The sequence below is a fragment of the Gordonia sp. N1V genome, from assembly GCF_029269935.1.
Lineage (GTDB): Bacteria > Actinomycetota > Actinomycetes > Mycobacteriales > Mycobacteriaceae > Gordonia > Gordonia polyisoprenivorans.
The window spans coordinates 15,092-33,557 of record NZ_JARJDD010000026.1; the positions used below are offsets into that span (position 1 = coordinate 15,092).

Annotated in this window: 13 protein-coding genes and 1 pseudogene; 5 read left to right on the plus strand and 9 right to left on the minus strand. The window is 67.4% G+C overall.

Going from position 1 to position 18,466, the window contains the following annotated elements; translation table 11 throughout:
* Positions 1-2 precede the first annotated feature (2 nt).
* The 4 genes from P3L18_RS24095 to P3L18_RS24110 form a co-directional block, all read right to left on the minus strand.
* Entirely contained in the window at positions 3-827 is an 825-nt protein-coding gene (locus tag P3L18_RS24095; RefSeq protein WP_276115494.1) for an FAD binding domain-containing protein, read from the minus strand.
* Positions 828-835: 8 nt separating this feature from the next.
* Positions 836-2,200, minus strand: coding sequence for an 8-oxoguanine deaminase (locus P3L18_RS24100; protein ID WP_276115495.1), 1,365 nt, complete (start codon positions 2,198-2,200; stop codon positions 836-838).
* Positions 2,201-2,217: 17 nt separating this feature from the next.
* Positions 2,218-3,855, minus strand: coding sequence for an MFS transporter (locus P3L18_RS24105; RefSeq protein WP_276115496.1), 1,638 nt, complete (start codon positions 3,853-3,855; stop codon positions 2,218-2,220).
* Between the two features lie 65 nt (positions 3,856-3,920).
* Positions 3,921-5,345 carry a short-chain fatty acyl-CoA regulator family protein gene (locus tag P3L18_RS24110; RefSeq protein ID WP_276115497.1) on the minus strand — a complete coding sequence of 475 codons (1,425 nt, stop codon included), beginning with the start codon at positions 5,343-5,345 and terminating at the stop codon, positions 3,921-3,923.
* A 119-nt stretch (positions 5,346-5,464) separates the two neighbouring features.
* Between P3L18_RS24110 and prpD the strand changes: the two genes are divergently transcribed.
* From prpD to P3L18_RS24130, 4 genes are all read left to right on the plus strand, one after another.
* Entirely contained in the window at positions 5,465-6,976 is a 1,512-nt protein-coding gene (prpD, locus tag P3L18_RS24115; RefSeq protein WP_276115498.1) for a 2-methylcitrate dehydratase PrpD, read from the plus strand.
* Positions 6,976-7,905: a methylisocitrate lyase gene (prpB, locus tag P3L18_RS24120; RefSeq protein WP_006367467.1), complete on the plus strand. Its 930-nt coding sequence runs from the start codon at positions 6,976-6,978 to the stop codon at positions 7,903-7,905. The genes prpD and prpB overlap by 1 nt, the downstream gene beginning before the upstream one ends.
* Complete coding sequence (locus P3L18_RS24125; protein WP_276115499.1) at positions 7,902-9,128, plus strand: bifunctional 2-methylcitrate synthase/citrate synthase; 1,227 nt, start codon at positions 7,902-7,904, stop codon at positions 9,126-9,128. The genes prpB and P3L18_RS24125 overlap by 4 nt, the downstream gene beginning before the upstream one ends.
* Positions 9,129-9,230: 102 nt before the next feature.
* Positions 9,231-12,620 carry a pyruvate carboxylase gene (locus P3L18_RS24130; protein WP_276115500.1) on the plus strand — a complete coding sequence of 1,130 codons (3,390 nt, stop codon included), beginning with the start codon at positions 9,231-9,233 and terminating at the stop codon, positions 12,618-12,620.
* Here P3L18_RS24130 and P3L18_RS24135 read toward each other — a convergent pair.
* Together P3L18_RS24135 and P3L18_RS24140 are read right to left on the minus strand one after the other, a co-directional pair.
* Positions 12,617-13,921, minus strand: coding sequence for a threonine/serine exporter family protein (locus P3L18_RS24135; protein WP_276115501.1), 1,305 nt, complete (start codon positions 13,919-13,921; stop codon positions 12,617-12,619). The genes P3L18_RS24130 and P3L18_RS24135 overlap by 4 nt on opposite strands.
* Before the next feature lie 34 nt (positions 13,922-13,955).
* Positions 13,956-14,513: an XRE family transcriptional regulator gene (locus P3L18_RS24140; protein ID WP_276115502.1), complete on the minus strand. Its 558-nt coding sequence runs from the start codon at positions 14,511-14,513 to the stop codon at positions 13,956-13,958.
* A gap of 45 nt (positions 14,514-14,558) precedes the next feature.
* On the opposite strand from P3L18_RS24140, the pseudogene P3L18_RS24145 reads away from it, so the two are divergent.
* Positions 14,559-15,389 (plus strand): annotated as a pseudogene (locus P3L18_RS24145) (DMT family transporter); the annotation flags it as partial.
* A gap of 30 nt (positions 15,390-15,419) precedes the next feature.
* On the opposite strand, the gene P3L18_RS24150 reads toward P3L18_RS24145, so the two are convergent.
* The 3 genes from P3L18_RS24150 to P3L18_RS24160 form a co-directional block, all read right to left on the minus strand.
* A complete protein-coding gene (locus P3L18_RS24150; protein WP_276115503.1) occupies positions 15,420-16,052 on the minus strand; it encodes a nucleoside/nucleotide kinase family protein in 633 nt (210 codons plus the stop codon).
* A gap of 72 nt (positions 16,053-16,124) precedes the next feature.
* Positions 16,125-17,750 (minus strand): 4-hydroxyphenylacetate 3-hydroxylase N-terminal domain-containing protein, encoded by a 1,626-nt coding sequence (locus P3L18_RS24155; protein ID WP_276115504.1) that lies wholly within the window; start codon positions 17,748-17,750, stop codon positions 16,125-16,127.
* A 44-nt stretch (positions 17,751-17,794) separates the two neighbouring features.
* A complete protein-coding gene (locus tag P3L18_RS24160) occupies positions 17,795-18,382 on the minus strand; it encodes a flavin reductase family protein (RefSeq protein WP_276115505.1) in 588 nt (195 codons plus the stop codon).
* Positions 18,383-18,466 lie beyond the last annotated feature (84 nt).

Below are 18,466 nucleotides of genomic sequence, written 5' to 3' on the forward strand. Positions count from 1 at the left end.
GGTCACCACCCCCGACCGGGGTCGGCGGCGAGTTCTGCCCGGATCTCGTCGGCGAGCACCGCGCTGACTGCGCGGCGCCAGTCCGCAGAGCCGAGCGGATCGGTGTAATAGCCGGGCGCGGAGTCGATGTCGGCGCGCAGTACCTCCGCATCGGGCAGCGTCGGGTAGCGCAGCACCGTCGGCCACCCGGTGGCCGCGGTGATGCCGAACACCGCGGTGCCGTCCTCGTCGACGCGCCCGGTGACCACCGCACCGGAGCGCCCGAGCTCGGCAAGTGCGATTTTGCGCATACCGGTCCGGGCGCGCAGCGCATAACCCGGAAAGTCGATGGCGCGCAGCACCTCTGCCGGTCCCAGGGTGTTGGTGCCGTTGCCGGTGACCAGTTCGGCCACCGGCACGCGGCGCTCACCCCCGGCGGGGGGCCAGATCAGCGCCTCGGCATCGAGGGCGACGGCCAACGACACCATCGACGCGGCCGCGAACGAGCGGCAGATGTTGCCACCGACGGTGGCCACGTTCCAGATCTTGAACGACGCCAACAACGCTGTCGCACACTGGAAGAACAGGGGGTGGGCGCGCCACTCGGGCCGCTTGGGCAACGAGGCGAGAGTCGCGATCGGACAGGTGGCCGCGACACGAAGACCGCCATCGGGCAGATCCTCGACGTCGGACCACCCCATCCCGGTGATGTCGACGACGCCGGTCGCGTCCACCTGCGGCTCGCTGAAGAACCATGTTCCGCCCGCGACGATCCGCTCGCCCGGCGCGAGCGCCAGGTCGTCGCGTGTGTGCGCGTGGCGATACGAGCTGATGGTGTTGAGGTCCACGACTCCTCCTATCCGGCCTTGTCCAGCAGGCGACGATGCTCGGCGGCGCAGTCGGCGGCCACCGCGTCGAGGTCGGCGGTCACCAGGTCGTTGTCGGTGACGATACGGCGCCCGCCCACCCAGGTGCCGCGAATCGGTGGGATGGCGCCCAGTACCAGGGCGGCGACCGGATCGTCGATGCCCGCGTGCGCTGGTCCACTCAGATCCCACAGCACGAGATCGGCGAGTTTGCCGACCTCGATCGACCCGATCTCCTTGTCGCGCCCGAGGACCCGGGCACCACCGAGGGTGGCCAACTCGATCGCGGTGCGGGTGGTCAGAGCGGTCGGACCACCACGGGCGCGCGCCATCAGGACCGCTTGATGCGCCTCCTCGAGCAGTCGTGCCGACTCGTTGGAGGCCGCGCCGTCGACACCGAGTCCGACGGGTACACCGGCATCGACGAGCTCGCGGGTGCGGCAGATCCGGTTGCCCAGACGGGCATTGGAGGTCGGGCAGTGCGCGACCCCGGTCGAGGTGGCGGCCAGACGTGCGATCTCGTCGTCGGCGAATTCGATGCCGTGGGCGAACCACACGTCGTCGCCGACCCATCCCACCGACTCCATGTACTGCAGCGGCGTGCAGCCGAAATGCTGGTCGCAGTAGGTGTTCTCGTCCGGCGACTCGGCCAGATGGGTGTGCATCCGCACGCCGAGTTCGCGTGCCAGCGAGGCGGACTCGCGGAGCAGGTCGGTGGTGACCGAGAACGGGGAGCACGGAGCGAGAGCGATCTGCAGCAGGGAACCGGGGCGCGGGTCGTGCCAGCGCGCGACGGCGTCGGAGCAGGCTTCGAGGATCTCGTCGATGCCCTGCACCACCGAATCGGGTGGCAGGCCACCGTCCTTCTCCGAGAGGTCCATCGACCCGCGGGTCGGATGGAATCGGACGCCGATGGTGGCCGCGGCACCGATCTCGGCGCCGAGGAGATCGCCGCCCTCACGGGGAAAGACGTAGTGGTGGTCGGTGGTGGTCGTACAGCCCGACATCACCAGCCGGCCGATCCCGCCCAGCGCGGCGGTGTGGACTGCGGTCTCGTCGATCCCGGCCCAGATCGGGTAGAGCGTCGTCAGCCACTGGAACAGCGTGTGATCGGCGGCGAGTCCCCGGGTGATCCATTGGTAGAGGTGGTGATGGGTGTTCACCAGGCCCGGGGTCAGCACACAGTCACTGCCGTCGACGTGGGTCACCTCGGTGGGAAGGTCGTCGATCGGTTCGGTGGACACCGCGGCGATGGTGGCGCCGTCGATCAGCACCCACGCCGACGACAGCTCGCGGCGGTGCTCGTCAACGGTGATGACCTGTGCGTCGTGAATGAGGATTCCAGCCACCGCCACACGCTACGACGATTCCGTTACGGCGATATTTCGCCGCGGATCTCATGGGCACGGTCGGTCTCATCGGTGCCAATGGTGCCTTCCGGGTCATCACGGCTCGACGGATCGCGACCACCGAGCGTGTCGACCGCCTCGATCTCGAGTCGCCGCGGCGTGGGGATCGCCATGGCCAGCGCTGCGGCGACGACACAGGCGACCAGCGACACGATCGACGCGATGAGGTAGCCGTTGGCGTCTGGGACGACGATCGCGCCCCCGGATACCGGGATCTGCACCACTGACCAGGTCAGCACCATGCCCACCACCGCGGCGGAGGTGGACGTGCCGACCACACGCATGAGTGCGTTGACCCCGTTGGCCTCGCCGGTCTGCGCGACCGGCACCGCGCGCATGATCAGTGCGGGCATGGCCGAGTAGGCGATGCCGAGCCCCGCTCCGGTGAGGCAGGCGACGATGAGCATGATCCACCACGTGAATCCGCCGGTGAGCAGTAGGACGAGGAACAGGACGTAGCCGAGGCCGATGACCAGGCCGCCGACGGCCAGGGAGACACGAGGGCCCGCGCGGTCGGTCAGCCAGGCGCTGACATGGGAGAACACAAACATGAGGATGCCGCTGGGCGCGAGGACGAGGCTGGCCATCAGCATGTCGAAGCCCAGACCGATGGGTGCGCCGGCTGGTGCCATGAGGAGTTGGATGGGCATCAACTGCATGGAGTAGAACGCGAATCCGGTCGCCACCGACGCGATATTGGTCAGCAGGACCGGCGTGTCGAGGGCGACGCCGAGGTCGATCAGTGGGGTGTCGCGGCGCCGCTCCCAGCGCCACCAGGCGGTGGCGACGATCAGGAAGGTGACCGACACGCCGAGTGTCGTCGGGGAGGCCCAGCCCCAGCTCGCGCCCTTGGAGAGCGGAAGGAGCAGACACACGAGCATCGCCGCCAGACCGACGGCGCCGAGGAGATCGAAACGGCCACCGGCCCGGCCGCGACTCTCCGGGACGGTCAGGGCTATCCCGACCGCGGCCATGCCCGCGGCGGCGGCGCACAACCAGAACAGGGCGTGCCATCCGATGTTCTGGGCGATGAACGCGCTCACCGGCAGTCCCAGCGCCCCGCCGATGCCCAATGATGCGCTCATCGTGCCGACCGAGGAGCCGAGGTGGCGGGCCGGAACGATGTCGCGCATCACGCTGATACCCAGTGCGATGGTGCCGAATCCGAGTCCCTGCAGGCCGCGTCCGATGAGGAAGGGCAGCAGTCCACTCGACAGTGCGCACAGGATCGATCCGGCGGCAACGCATCCCATGCTGGCGAGCAGCATTCGCCGCTTGCCGTACATGTCACCGAGTCGTCCACCGATGGGGGTGATGACCGCGCCGGCCAGCAGGGTCATGGTGAGCGCCCAGGTGGTGTCCGACGGCGCGGCGTGCAGGAGGTCGGGCAATTGCGGGATCAGCGGCACGATGATCGTCTGCATCAAGGCCACCACGATTCCGGCCGCGCACAGCACCGCGACGGCTGCGCGCGGGTGGGTTTGCGGAGGACCCGCAGCTGACCCGGAAGCCCCTGCCCCTGAACTCAGTGACCCATCACTTGCTGACTCACAACCCCCCGACCCGTAACCCCCAGCGCGATTCGTCGCCGACACCAGCATCAACCTCCGCCGATCACGCTATCCGACGCCGCCGAACGAGCGATCGGTGGCATTGCCGGAGGGAGTCACATGGGCGCCGGGCGGTAGGGGACGGCATCGCCGATGGTGGCATCGACGTGGATGGCCCGGCCGAGCTGGGGAAAGGCCCGCTGCGGGCAGGCCGGGCGGTCGCACACCTTGCATCCCGCGCCGATCGGCACGGTCATCCGGGCGTCGGTGACGTCGACGCCGGTCGAGTACACCAGTCGATCGGCGTGGGCGAGGTCGCAGCCCAGGCCGATCGAGAAGCCGGTCCGGGGGGCGAGGAAGCCGTGATGGTCGCCGGTGGTGCGGGCGAGCCAGAAGTACGACCGGCCGTCGGGCATCTGCGACACCTGGGTCACGATGCGCCCCGGCGTGGCGAAGGCGTCATGCACCACCCACAGCGGGCAGCTCCCGCCGACGCGGGAGAAGTGAAACGCCGTGGCCGACTGCCGTTTCGAGATGTTTCCGGCCCGGTCGGTACGGACGAAGATGAACGGTATGCCGCGGCTGCCGGGGCGCTGCAGGGTCGAGAGCCGATGACAGATCGTCTCGAAGCCGACCTCGAAGCCCAGGCTCAGCAGTTCGATGTCGTAGCGGGCGTTCTCCGCGGCGGAGCGGAAGCGCTCGTAGGGCAGCAGTAGCGCTCCGGCGAAGTAGTTGGCGAGACCGATGCGTGCGACCGGAATCGTTGCAGTACTGAGGTTCTCGGCGCCGGCGAGGATGTCGTCGATGGTGGCGCCCTGATCCAGCAGCGCCAGCTGGGTGGCGAGCTGGAATGCGCGTTGCCCGGCGCTCAGGCGGCCGGCGAGATGAATCACCTTCTCGCCCGCGTCGAATCGGCGTTTGGGTACCGTGACGGCCGAATGCGGGTCGGCGTCATGGGTGATCGACACGCGGATGTCGAAGCGCCGCCGCATCACCTGCGCCAGTTGCAGATCGAGCCCGCCGATGTGCAGGTCCTCGTCGTCGAAGAGTCGCTCGGCGGCCTCGTCGAGTGCGCCGATGTAGTTCTTGCGGTCGTAGAAGAAGTCGCGCACCTCCTCGAACGGCATGGGCTCGTTCGCGATTCCCGGGTCGGTGATCCGGCCGCCGTAGGTTTCGAGTTCGGTTGTCGCGGCGGTGAGTCTGCGGTGCAGCGCCACCAGTGTTCGTCCGACCGCGGGCATGCGTCCGACGAGTTCGGTGATCTCCGCTCGCGTCACCTCGGCGGAATCGCTGTGTGCGCCGAGCGCCTCGGCGAGGTCGGCGACGAGCCGCGCATCGGTGTCGGTGGCGAAGTAGTCGGCGTCGAGTTCGAACTCGCGGGTGAGTGCGAGCAGGACGGGCACGGTGATGGGGCGCTGGTCGTTCTCGAGTTGGTTCACGTAGCTCGTCGATATCTCGATGCGCCGGGCCAGCGCGGCCTGCGAGAGGCCGCGCTCGTCGCGTAGTCGGCGCAGTCGTGCGCCCACGAACATCTTCGCCATGGCAGGCACAGTACCCGCCGTGGCGTTCACAACATTCGCAAGAACCCACGGAGATATCCACCTAATTACACATCTGCCAGGTCTTTCGCGTACCTGTCCCGTCTGCGTACGGTGCGAACATGATCAATCACGACGTGCGGACCCACCGCAGCTCCGAGGACTTCCCGCAAGCCGAGCATCTCGCGCAGAAGATCGCCGAGGTCGCCACCGACCCGGTCGCGGTGCCCGCCGAGACCGCGGAGATGGTCGTGAACCGCATCATCGACAATGCCGCGGTCAGCGCGGCCTCGGTGATCCGCCGCCCGGTCACCAGTGCTCGTGCACAGGCGTTGGTACACCCGCCTGCCGAAGGCGCCGCGGGTGCGGCCGTCTTCGGCGTCGACGGCCGGTATTCGCCGGAGTGGGCGGCCTGGGCCAATGGTGTGGCGGTGCGCGAACTCGACTTCCACGACACCTTCCTCGCCGCGGAGTATTCGCATCCCGGTGACAACATCCCGGCGCTGGTCGCGGTGGCCCAACACGTGGGTGCCTCGGGTGCCGATCTCATTCGAGGATTGGCCACGGCCTACGAGATCCAGATCGACCTGGTCCGCGGAATGTGCTTGCACGAGCACAAGATCGACCACGTCGCCCATCTCGGACCGTCCGTCGCGGCAGGTCTGGGCACCATGCTCGAGCTCGACGAGGAGACGATCTACCAGGCGATCGGACAGGCACTACATCTCACCACCGCGACGCGTCAGTCCCGCAAGGGCCTGATCTCCAGTTGGAAGGCGTATGCACCGGCACATGCCGGAAAGATCGCCATCGAGGCGGTGGACCGCGCGATGCGCGGCGAGGGTGCACCGGCGCCGATCTGGGAAGGTGAGGACGGCGTCATCGCGTGGCTGCTGGGCGGTCCCGAGAAGACCTACCGGATCCCGCTTCCCGGCCCGGGGGAACCCAAGCGCGCCATTCTGGACAGCTACACCAAGGAGCATTCCGCGGAATATCAGAGCCAGGCTCCGATCGACCTGGCGCGGCGTATGCGTGAGCGCATCGGCAACCTCGACGACATCGAGTCGATCGTCCTGCACACCAGCCATCACACGCACTACGTGATCGGTACGGGCTCGGGGGATCCCCAGAAATTCGATCCGGCTGCCAGCCGGGAGACCCTCGATCACTCGGTGATGTACATCTTCGCGGTCGCATTGCAGGACGGCACGTGGCATCACGAGGCGTCCTACGCTCCCGAACGCGCCGCCCGCCCGGACACGGTTGCGCTGTGGCGCAAGATCTCCACGGTCGAGGACCCCGAGTGGACTCGCCGATACCATTCCACCGATCCGGCCGAGAAGGCGTTCGGCGCCAAGGCTGTGATCACTCTGACCAACGGTGAGGTGATCACCGATGAACTCGCGGTCGCCGACGCCCACCCGCTCGGCGCTGCGCCGTTCGCGCGAGCTGCCTACGAGGCGAAGTTCGCGGCGATGGCGCAGGGGGTGGTCGACGCGGAGGAGCAGCAGCGATTCCTGGTGGCTGCTGCCGGGCTCGGCGACCTCGGGGCGGGCGAGCTCGGCGCGCTGAATGTGCGCGTCGAGCCGACCGTTCTGGACAAGGCGCCGACCATCGGTTCGGGGATCTTCTGATGAGCGAGTCGACATCGGGACTGTTCTCGGCCCGCACGTGCGCGGGGGACAAGCGCAAGGCCCTGCGTGCCGCCCTGGCATCCGGCGAGTTGCAGCGCTGGCCCGGTGCCTTCTCGCCACTGGTGGCGAAACTGATCGCCGACATCGGCTTCGAGGGCATCTACATCTCCGGGGCGGTCCTCTCGGCGGACCTCGGTCTCCCCGACATCGGACTCACCACCCTGACGGAGGTCGCGGGGCGCGGTGCGCAGATCGCGCGTTCCACCGACCTGCCGAGTCTGATCGACGCCGACACCGGATTCGGTGAGCCCATGAGCGCGGCCCGCACCATCGCCACGCTCGAGGACGCCGGGCTGGCCGGGTGCCATCTCGAGGACCAGGTCAACCCCAAACGGTGCGGTCACCTCGACGGCAAGGATGTGGTGCCCACCGGCGAGATGCTGCGTCGGCTGCGCGCGGCGGTGTCGGCGCGTCGCGACGACGACTTCGTCATCTGTGCCCGCACCGACGCCGCGGGCATCGAGGGTCTCGACGCCGCGATCGAGCGGGCCAAGGCCTACGCCGACGCCGGCGCCGATCTGATCTTCACCGAGGCGCTGACCGATCTCGCTGAATTCGAGAAGTTCCGTGCCGCCGTCGACGTGCCGCTCCTGGCGAACATGACCGAGTTCGGCAAGTCCCGGTTGCTCACCACCGAGCAGTTGCGCGACGTCGGCTACAACGCGGTGATCTACCCGGTGACCACCTTGCGGATCGCGATGGGCGCAGTCGAGCGCGGACTGCGGGAGATCGACTCCGCGGGAACGCAATCCGGGCTGCTCGACGACATGCAACATCGCAGCCGACTCTACGAGTTGCTTCGTTACGCCGACTACAACGCCTTCGACTCCGAACTGTTCAACTTCACCTTGGAAGGAACCCGGCCGTGAGCCCGACCAGCAAGACCGCTTCCGCGTCTCCCCAGTCCACGTCCACCCAGCCCACGTCCACCCAGCCCACGTCCACTCAGTCCACTTCGACTCGGTCCGCCCCCGATCGATCAGCCCCGACGATCCACAAGGGCCTCGCCGGCGTCGTCGTCGACACCACCGCCATCTCGAAGGTGGTGCCCGAGACCAATTCCCTGACCTACCGTGGCTACGCGGTCCAGGAGCTCGCACAGCACTGTTCGTTCGAGCAGGTCGCTTATCTGCTCTGGCACGGTGAGTTGCCGACCGACGCCGAACTGGCGGCCTTCACCCAGCGGGAGCGAGCGCTCCGTCGGCTCGACCGTTCGACACAGGCTGTGCTGGCCCGCATTCCGGAGAACTGCCATCCGATGGATGTGGTGCGCACCGCGATCAGCTTCCTGGGCACCGAGGACCCCGACGAGGACAACGCGTCGCCGTCGGCGAATCTCGAGAAGGCACAACGCATGTTCGCGGTCCTGCCGACCATCGTCGCCGCCGACATGCGACGTCGCCGCGGCCTCGATCCGATTGCGCCGCATCACGGACTGGGCTATTCGGAGAACTTCCTGAATATGTGCTTCGGTGAGGTGCCCGATCCCGTGATCGTTCGGGCATTCGAGAAGTCGATGGTGCTCTATGCCGAACACAGCTTCAATGCCTCCACGTTCGCCGCACGCGTGGTCACCTCCACGCAATCCGACATCTACAGTGCGGTCACCGCGGCGATCGGAGCATTGAAGGGGTCGCTGCACGGCGGGGCGAACGAGGCGGTCATGTATGACATGATCGAAATCGATCGTCCCGAACGTGCACGGGAATGGTTGGAGGCCAAACTGTCTCGAAAAGAGAAAGTCATGGGATTCGGTCATCGGGTGTACAAGAATGGCGACTCCCGCGTGCCCACGATGCACGCCGCGCTCGAGGAGATCTCGCACCATTTCGGCGATACCCGGTGGCTCTCCATCTATCACGAGCTCGCCGACGAGATGTCGAGTCGCACCGGCATCAAGCCCAATCTGGACTTCCCGACCGGTCCGGCCTATCACCTGATGGGCTTTGACATCGCTTCGTTCACACCGATCTTCGTGATGAGCCGGATCACCGGCTGGACGGCGCACATCGTCGAGCAGACCGCGGCCAATGCCCTGATCCGTCCATTGTCGTCCTACGACGGACCGGCCCAGCGCGTTCTCATTGCTTAGGACTGGTTGCCCTGCTGCTGGGCTCTGCGGGATAAGGTCACCGTGGGGGCATGTGCATCGGGTCCATTTGTAGCGGGACAACGACAGAAACGGATGAGCAGCATGTTCGACAAGGTTTTGGTGGCCAACCGCGGTGAGATCGCGATCCGGGCGTTTCGCGCGGCGTACGAGCTCGGTGCCCGGACGGTCGCGATCTTCCCTTACGAGGATCGCAACTCCCTGCATCGGTTGAAGGCCGACGAGTCCTACCAGATCGGCGTTCCCGGGCATCCGGTGCGCGCGTATCTCTCGGTCGACGAGGTGGTGGGCGCGGCGCAGCGATGCGGCGCGGATGCGGTGTATCCCGGCTACGGGTTCCTCTCGGAGAACGCCGGTCTCGCGCGGGCATGCGCGGAGGCCGGGATCACCTTCGTCGGCCCCAAGGCCGATGTGCTCGACCTGACCGGCAACAAGGCGCAGGCGATCGCGGCGGCGCGGGCAGCGGGTCTGCCGGTGCTGTCCTCCTCGGAGCCGTCGTCGGATGTCGAGGAGTTGGTGACGGCGTCGGAACAGATGCAGTTCCCGGTGTTCGTGAAGGCGGTTGCCGGTGGCGGTGGCCGCGGAATGCGGCGCGTCGATGACCCGTCGACTCTGCGGGAATCGATCGAGGCGGCCTCGCGCGAGGCGGAAGCGGCCTTCGGTGATGCGACGGTGTTCCTCGAGCAGGCCGTCATCAATCCACGCCATATCGAGGTGCAGATCCTCGCCGACACCCACGGCGACGTCATCCATCTGTTCGAGCGGGACTGCAGTGTGCAGCGGCGTCATCAGAAGGTGGTGGAGCTGGCCCCGGCGCCCAATCTCGATCCGGTGCTGCGTGAACGGATCTGCGCCGACGCGGTCGCCTTCGCCCGGCAGATCGGTTACTCGTGTGCGGGTACGGTCGAGTTCCTCGTCGACGAGCAGGGCAGGCATGTCTTCATCGAGATGAATCCGCGAATTCAGGTGGAGCACACGGTGACCGAGGAGATCACCGATGTGGATCTGGTGGGTGCGCAGCTGCGGGTGGCCTCGGGTGAATCGTTGGCCGACCTCGGTCTGACGCAGGACGCGATCACCGTGCACGGCGCGGCGATGCAATGCCGGATCACCACCGAGGACCCGGCCGACGGTTTCCGGCCCGACGTCGGGCGGATCACCGCCTACCGCACGCCGGGTGGTGCCGGTATCCGCCTGGACGGCGGAGCCAACCTCGGCGGTGAGGTCAGCGGCCACTTCGATTCCATGCTGGTCAAATTGACCTGCCGCGGCCGGGACTTCGCCACCGCCGCGCGCCGGGCCCGACGGGCGCTGGCCGAGTTCCGGATTCGTGGCGTCGCCACCAATATTCCGTTCCTGCAGGCGGTTCTCGACGACCCGGATTTCCGGGCCGGGCGAGTCACCACGTCGTTCATCGACGAGCGACCCTGGTTGCTGACCACCGGTGGATCGGCCGACCGCGGTACCCGCATCCTGGAATACCTCGCCGACGTGACCGTCAACAAACCGCACGGTGAGCGGCCGTCGACGGTGTATCCGCGGGACAAGCTGCCCACCGTGGAGCGCTCGGTGCTCGGTGCGCCGCCTGCTGGTTCCAAGCAGCGGCTGACCGAGCTGGGCCCGGAGGGATTCGCCCGGGCACTGCGTGATTCGCCGGCGGTCGGGGTCACCGACACGACCTTCCGTGACGCCCACCAGTCGTTGCTGGCGACACGGTTGCGGACCTCGGCGCTGATCACCGTGGCCCCGTACGTGGCGGCGCTGACCCCGCAGCTGCTGTCGGTGGAGTGCTGGGGTGGTGCGACCTACGATGTGGCGCTGCGCTTTCTGAAGGAGGATCCGTGGGATCGGTTGGCGCAACTGCGCGAAGCGATGCCCAACATCTGCCTGCAGATGCTGTTGCGGGGTGCGAACACCGTCGGCTACACCCCGTATCCGACGAAGGTGACCACCGCCTTCGTCGCCGAGGCGACCGCCACCGGTGTGGACATCTTCCGGATCTTCGACGCGCTCAACAACATCGAGCAGATGCGCCCGGCGATCGAGGCGGTCCGAGAGACGGGCACGGCGGTCGCCGAGGTGGCGATGAGCTATACCGGTGACGTGGCGAACCCGGCCGAGGATCTTTACACCCTGGACTACTATCTGCGGCTGGCCGAGCAGATCGTCGACGCCGGTGCGCACATCCTGGCCATCAAGGACATGGCGGGCCTGCTGCGTGCGCCCGCGGCGACCAAGCTGATCACCGCCGTGCGCAAGGAATTCGATCTGCCGATCCACGTGCACACCCACGACACCCCCGGTGGTCAGCTCGCGACCTATCTGGCGGCGGTCACTGCCGGTGCCGACGCGGTCGACGGGGCATCGGCGGCGTTGGCCGGTACGACCAGTCAGCCCCCGCTGTCGGCGATCGTCGCCGCCTTCGCGCATTCCGAGCACGACACCGGTCTGGATCTGGCGGCGGTGTGCGACCTCGAGCCCTACTGGGAGGCGATCCGAAAGGTCTACGCGCCCTTTGAGTCCGGGATTCCCGGGCCCACCGGGCGGGTGTACTCGCATGAGATCCCGGGCGGCCAGCTCAGCAACCTGCGGCAGCAGGCGATCGCCCTCGGTCTCGGTAATCGCTTCGAGGCCGTGGAGGAGGCCTACGCGTCGGCCGATGCGATGCTGGGCCGTCTGGTGAAGGTGACGCCGTCCTCGAAGGTGGTCGGTGACCTCGCCTTGGCGCTGGTCGGCCAGGGCATCGAACCGCGTGACTTCGCGAACGATCCGGCCGCCTACGACATTCCGGATTCGGTGATCGGGTTCTTGCGCGGCGAGTTGGGCGACCCGCCCGGTGGATGGCCGGAACCGTTGCGTACCAAGGCACTCGAGGGTCGCCGCCCCGCCGAGCCGGTGGTCGAACTCGCCGCCGAGGACTCCGCCGCGCTCGACGTCGCGGGACGAACCCGACAGGAGACGTTGAACCGCTTGCTGTTCCCCGGCCCCACCAAGGAGTTCACCGAACACCAGGAGGCCTACGGCGACACCTCACGGCTCTCGGCGAACCAGTTCTTCTACGGGTTGCGTTATGGCGAAGAACACCACGTCGAACTCGAACCCGGTGTGGTGCTGCTCATCGGACTCGAGGCGATCAGCGACGCCGACGAGCGCGGCATGCGGACCGTGATGTGTGTGATCAACGGCCAACTCCGCCCGATCGCGGTGCGTGACCGTTCGATCGACTCCGCGGTGGAGGCTGCCGAGAAGGCCGACCGGGCCAATCCGGGTTCGGTCGGGGCGCCGTTCGCGGGTGTGGTGTCGATCTCGGTGGAGGTCGGCGACGAGGTGGCTGCCGGTGCGGCAATCGGCACCATCGAGGCCATGAAGATGGAGGCCACCATCACCGCGCCCGTCGGCGGCAAGGTCACCCGCGTCGCGGTGGGCGCGGTCACCTCCGTGGCGCCCGGGGACCTGCTCATCGAGATCGGTTAGGCCCGCCGGCCGCGGTCGCCGGGTGTTCCGATCTCGGCGACCAGCGCGCCGATCTTGATGCCGATGCACAGGCTCGCGAAGGTCGCGGGCGTCGTCTGAAGTGCGTGCGTGTCGAAGGAGGCGAGGGCGACCAGCCCCACGGTGCCGGGCACCAGCAGCAGGAATGCGGGCTGGAAGGAGATGGTCGCGGGTACGGCGACGGTGAGTCGTTCGATCATCCGGGCCGCGACGAACAGCACCGCGGCACTTACCCCGGTGGCCACCACATTGCCGACCCAGGCGGACGCCGCGGTGAGCACCGCGTAGGTGCACACCATCACGCCAACGCTGAGCGCGGTGAGCTTGAGCCCGGAGCCGAAGGCGCAGCCGACGCCGACGGCGAGTGCGACGACGCCGATCCACGACAGCCACAGCGGTGGTAGTGCCTGCCATCCGTCACTGCCCGCCACCGAGGAGATCTGCCCGACGAGGGCTGCGGAATCCGGATCGATCCGTAGGCCGGTCACCGCGGCGCCCGCGGCGATGCCGCCGGCCATGAAGCCGAGCATGATCAGTCCGTAGAGCAGGCGCGCGGAGCCGGTGACGATGTCGGTGGCCGTCAGTTCCAGCAGGGCGTTGGTGATCAGTGCGCCCGGCACGAGGATCGCGATCGGCGCGCACACCCCGAACAGCGGCACCGAGCCGGCACCCACCGCCGACGCGACGGAGGCGACGACGAGGGTCGAGACGAAGGCGGCGACGAACGGCACGATCGCCGCGCCACTCTCGATCCGGTCGAGGATCGTCTTCAGGATGCCGACCAGTCCGCCCGCGGCCATCGCGATGAGGATCGCCCACCACGGGCAGCGGAACACCGTGGCCAACCCGCCGGCGACCAGTGCGCTGCCGAGAATCCAGGACAGTTGCGGGTGGGGGCGCGGCATCGCACGAATGCGGTCGATTCGTTCGGGCAGACCCTCGAGCGGCACCGCCGCCGAGGTCGTCTCGTGTACCAGTCTGCTCGCGTGGGCCGACTGCCGGAACGAGAGCTCGGCGGCGTCGGAGTGGAACATCCGGACCGTGCCGGTCTCGGGCTTGGTGACGAGAACGGCTTCGGGCAGCACCGAGAACGTCAACGCCCGGGCCGTGCGGGGGTGTGTCTCGGCCGCCTGCTCGAGTGCGGCGCGGACGTCGGTGACCGACAGGCCCGCGTCGAGGAGTAGTGCCCCGAGATGGCCCAGATGCCGCGCGGCCGCGGCTTCGTCGGTATCGGACGGATGTGGCTCGTGCGGATGTTCCTCGGACGGTTGTGGGTCGGTCACCCGGGATCGGCCTCCTGATGTCGGCGGTGCGGTCTCAGCGCACGACGCTGCGTGCGAATCGGGTGAGCTCGTCGGCGGCGTTGAGATAACGGTACGGCTGCGAACTCGGGAAGCTGATGCTCTCGCCGGGGCCGAGTTCGGTTGCCGAGGAATCGAATTCGATGCGCAGCCGGCCGGTGGCCACCACGATGATCTCCCACCATCCGGGTGGATCGGGCTCGGCGTCGTACCGATCACCGGGGCCCAGCGTCCACGCCCACAACTGTGATTCCTGGGAGGCGGGGACGCTGGCGAGCAGCCGGCCGACGCTCGCCTCGTGGTCGCCGCGCCAGGCGAGGACGTTGAGGTCGGTCGGCCCGTCGCCGAGGGTGTCGGGGTCGCGCACCATGTCGACGAAGGTGACATCGAGTGCCTCGGCGAGGCGGTCGAGGCTGGCCAGGCTGATGTTGGTGTCGCCGCCCTCGACCTTGACGATCATCCGGCGACTGATGCCCGATGCGTCGGCGAGTGCGGCCTGGCTCATGCCGGACTCCTGACGGAAGTGTCGAAGGTTGTGGGACACATGCGCCAACACGTCCGCCCGATTTGCCATGCGCACTATAGTACCGATAGCTTGTCGACCATGGTTAGGTGCACTATGTTGCGCAAGCCGGAGCTGCTGCTCCGGCCGGAGTCGGCGCTGCTCGCGGTCACCGCGGTGTGGGGAGGAACCTTCCTCGTCGTCCACACCGCAGTGCAGCACAGCGGGCCGTTGTTTTTCGTCGGGCTGCGGTTCGTGCTCGCCGGGCTCCTCGGGCTGACGGTGTTCGGGCGAAAGTTGCGCGGGGTGACCCGCGCGGACATGGGTGCGGGGCTGGCCATCGGGGCGATGATGGCCGTCGCCTACAGTCTGCAGACCTTTGGCCTGCAGACCATCAGCTCGAGTGCCTCGGCGTTCATCACCGCGTCGTACGTCCCGCTGGTGCCGGTGGCGCAATGGGCGATCTTCCGCAAGGCCCCGGGCGTGATGAGTTGGGTGGGCGTGGTGGCGGCCTTCGCCGGATTGATGCTGCTCGCCGGTGGGACAGGTGGCGGGATCGGCTTCGGCACAGGTGAACTGGCGACCCTGATCGGTGCGGTGGCCTGTGCCGGGGAGATCGTGCTGATCGGGTTCTTCGCGGGCAGGGTCGACATCGCCCGCGTCACCATCATCCAGTTGCTCGCCGGCGGCGTCTTCTGCTTTGCCGCGATGCCGGTCGCCGGCGAAGATGTTCCGTCGTTCTCCTGGGTCTGGCTGGGTGCCGCGCTGGCGATGGCGTCGGCGAGCATCGTCATCCAGTTGACCATGAACTGGGCCCAGCGCCACGTCAGCCCGACGCGGGCGACCGTGATCTATGCCGGAGAACCGGTGTGGGCGGGGATCTTCGGGCGTCTCGCGGGCGACCGGCTCCCACCGGCGGCTCTGTTCGGCGGCGTGTTGATCGTTCTCGGCGTGCTGGTCAGCGAATGGCGCCCGCGCTCACGACGTGCCGTCGAGAAGGACGTCACACCGGTGCCGGCAGCTGCGAATGAGGTCGGCATTGGGGTCGTCGACCGACTCGATCCACCGGCCGGCGTCCTCGGCGCTTCGGCCGGCTGCGATGTGGCGAACCGATAGCCGTTCGCGCCGAACACCATCCGGCACATCGACGAACCAGAGTCGGTCGATGTGGTCGCGTACCGGCGACCACTCGCCGTCGAGCGCGAGGTAATTGCCCTCGACGACAAGCACCTTCGCGGTGGCCGGGATGATCAGCGCCGCCGCGATGGGCTCGGCGGTGCTGCCCCCGACCCCGCGATGATCGAAATCCGGTGCGTAGATGTCTTTTCCGGGGACGGTCGCGCGGCGGAGCAGTGAGACGAATCCGTCGATGTCGAAGGTGTCGGGTGCGCCGCGACGCCCGGCGCGGCCCAGATGATCCAGCACCGTCGTCGCGAGATGGAAGCCGTCCATCGGCAGATAGCCGACCGCGTCGTCGCCGAACCTCTGCGAGAGTTCGGCGACGACGCGACGGGCAATGGTGGACTTGCCCGCACCCGGCGGCCCGGTGAATCCGGCCACGAACCGTGGTGTCCCGGCGGCCGCCTCGATGATCTCCGTCGTCGGCGTCATGTGCCGCGACTCTAGACCATCGAGAACGGTGTGGTCACCGGGACGGCCGCGGGGGCACCGGGCACGGGGCGATCAGTGGCCCGGGCCGAAGAAGCTGACGTCGTCGTTGCCGATGAGATCGGGCACGGTCCAGCCGTCGAGGTCGTATTCGGCCAGGCAGGTCTCCGCGAGACCCTTCATCTGATCGACCCCGCCGCGATTCTGTGCGGCGAAGAGCAACTCGGCCTTCACGTTCTCGTGGTTGCCCGAATAGTTGCGCTCGTAGAGTTCGTGGCGGCCACCGAATTCGGAGCCGATCGAATCCCACAGTGCCTTCATGACCTTCACGCGGTCCACGGCGGTGATGCCGTTGGAGCCGCGGACATACTTGTCGAGGTAGGGCCGAACGGTGGGGCTCTTGAAGTCGGCGGCGCTCGAGGGCAGATAGATCAGGCCGGATGCGACGTCCTGTTCGATGATCTCCTTGATGCGCGGATAGCCCTGCATCATGAACATGCGGTAGGTCAGGCCGTACTCCAGGCGTGGGATGACGGTGTCGCCGATCCAGGGCTCGGGGTTGTGGGCCATGGCATCGGTCAGCGTCCAGAAGAGATTGCGCCAGCCGATCACCTCGCCGACGCGGGTCTGCACACCGCGGAACCCGCCCGAGCCGGTGCAGTCGAGGGCCTTCATCAGCAGGCCGGCGATGAAGTCGAGCTTCACCGCGAGACGGGTGCACCCCTGGAAGGTGAAGCGCGGCAGGAAACCCGACTGCGGGAAGAACGCGTTGATGCGTTCGACGTCGCCGTACATGAACACGTTCTCCCACGGCACCAGCACCTTGTCGAAGACGAAGATGGTGTCGTTCTCGTCCATCCGACTCGAGAGCGGGTAGTCGAACGGCGAGCCCATCACCGCGGCCTGCTGGGTGTAGGACGAGCGGCAGATCAGTTTGATGCCGGGTGCGTCCATCGGCACCGTGCAGATGAGCGCGAACTCCTTCTTCTTGATCGGCAGGCCGTAGTGGGCGATGAAGTTGTAGTTGGTGATCGCCGAGCCGGTCGCGACCACCTTCGCGCCGGACACCACGAGCCCGGCGTCGGTTTCCTTCTCCACCTTCATGAACACGTCGCCGACCTCGTCGGGCGGCAACTGGCGATCGACCGGCGGGTTGATGATCGCGTGATTCCAGTAGAGGACCTTCTCCTGTGACTCGCGGTACCAGCGCTCGGCGTTGGCCTCGAACGGTGCGTAGAGATCCTTGTTGGCGTGCAGGGTGCCGAGGAAGCTGGCCTTGTAGTCGGGGGAGCGGCCCATCCAGCCGTAGGTCATGCGCGCCCACTCGGCGATCGCGTCGCGTTCCTTGATGAGATCGGCCGAGCTGGTGGAGGCCTTGAAAAACGGCATCGTCACGCCGCCGTTGCCGGTGTCGGTCGGTGCGGTCACCTTGTCGCGGGTGGCCGGGTCGTGCATCGAGTCGTAGAGCCGCGCGGTCATGCGGATGGGGTTGCGGAACGCCGGATGAGTGGTGACATCCTGCACCCGCTCACCGTGCAACCAGATTTCCCGACCGTCCTTGAGCGACTCGATGTATTCGTCACCGGTCATCGGCCGGGTCGCGAAATTCTTGGTGTTGTTGGCGGGGGCGTCGGCAGCCGGGTTGGTCTGCGGGGCGCCGGTGGCCGTCGGGTCGCCCGCGGGGCGTTCGATCGTGGTCATGATTGATACCTCTTTCTGATGGATGGGTCGAAAACCGTGATGAATCAGGCGGATGCGGTGGTGTGTTCGGGATCGTCGTTGTGGGCCAGGTGAAATGGGGTGAATGTGGTCGTCGAGTCGAACCAGCCCGAGTGTGGGTCGTCGGCGCACAGCGTCCACAGCGAATTCACGCTCGGCTCACCGAGATCGTGAAAAGTGCTGCGGTAGTACAGCAGTGGGGGCTTCCCCGAGGTATCTACATCGACGATCTCGCCGATGTAGATGATGTGGTCGCCGCCGTCGTAGCTGCGCCACGGCACGCAGCTGAGTACCGCGGCGCTGCCGGACAGGATGGGGGCCGTCGGGCCGTCGACCCAGGTGGGGCCGGGTTGCGCCGGACGCCCGGCGAAGTGCATCGCGATGTCGAGCTGGTCGGCGGCCATGATGTTGACCGCGAACGGCGCATCGGTCAAGTAGTTGCACGCCTTGGACTTTCGCGTCAACGTCACCTGACACAGGCGCGGTTCGAGGGACACCGCGGTGAAGGCCGTGACCGTTGCACCGTGCGGCTCGCCGTCGGAATTCGCACACGTGATGACGGTGACGCCACTCGCGAACTGGCCGAAGACATTCTGTAGGGCTTTGCGTTCCACGTGACCTCTCCTTTCGATGAGGCAAGATGTGAGGTAGAACATAAGGCGACGGCCGCGGTGTCCACGATCCGCTGAACGCGATGA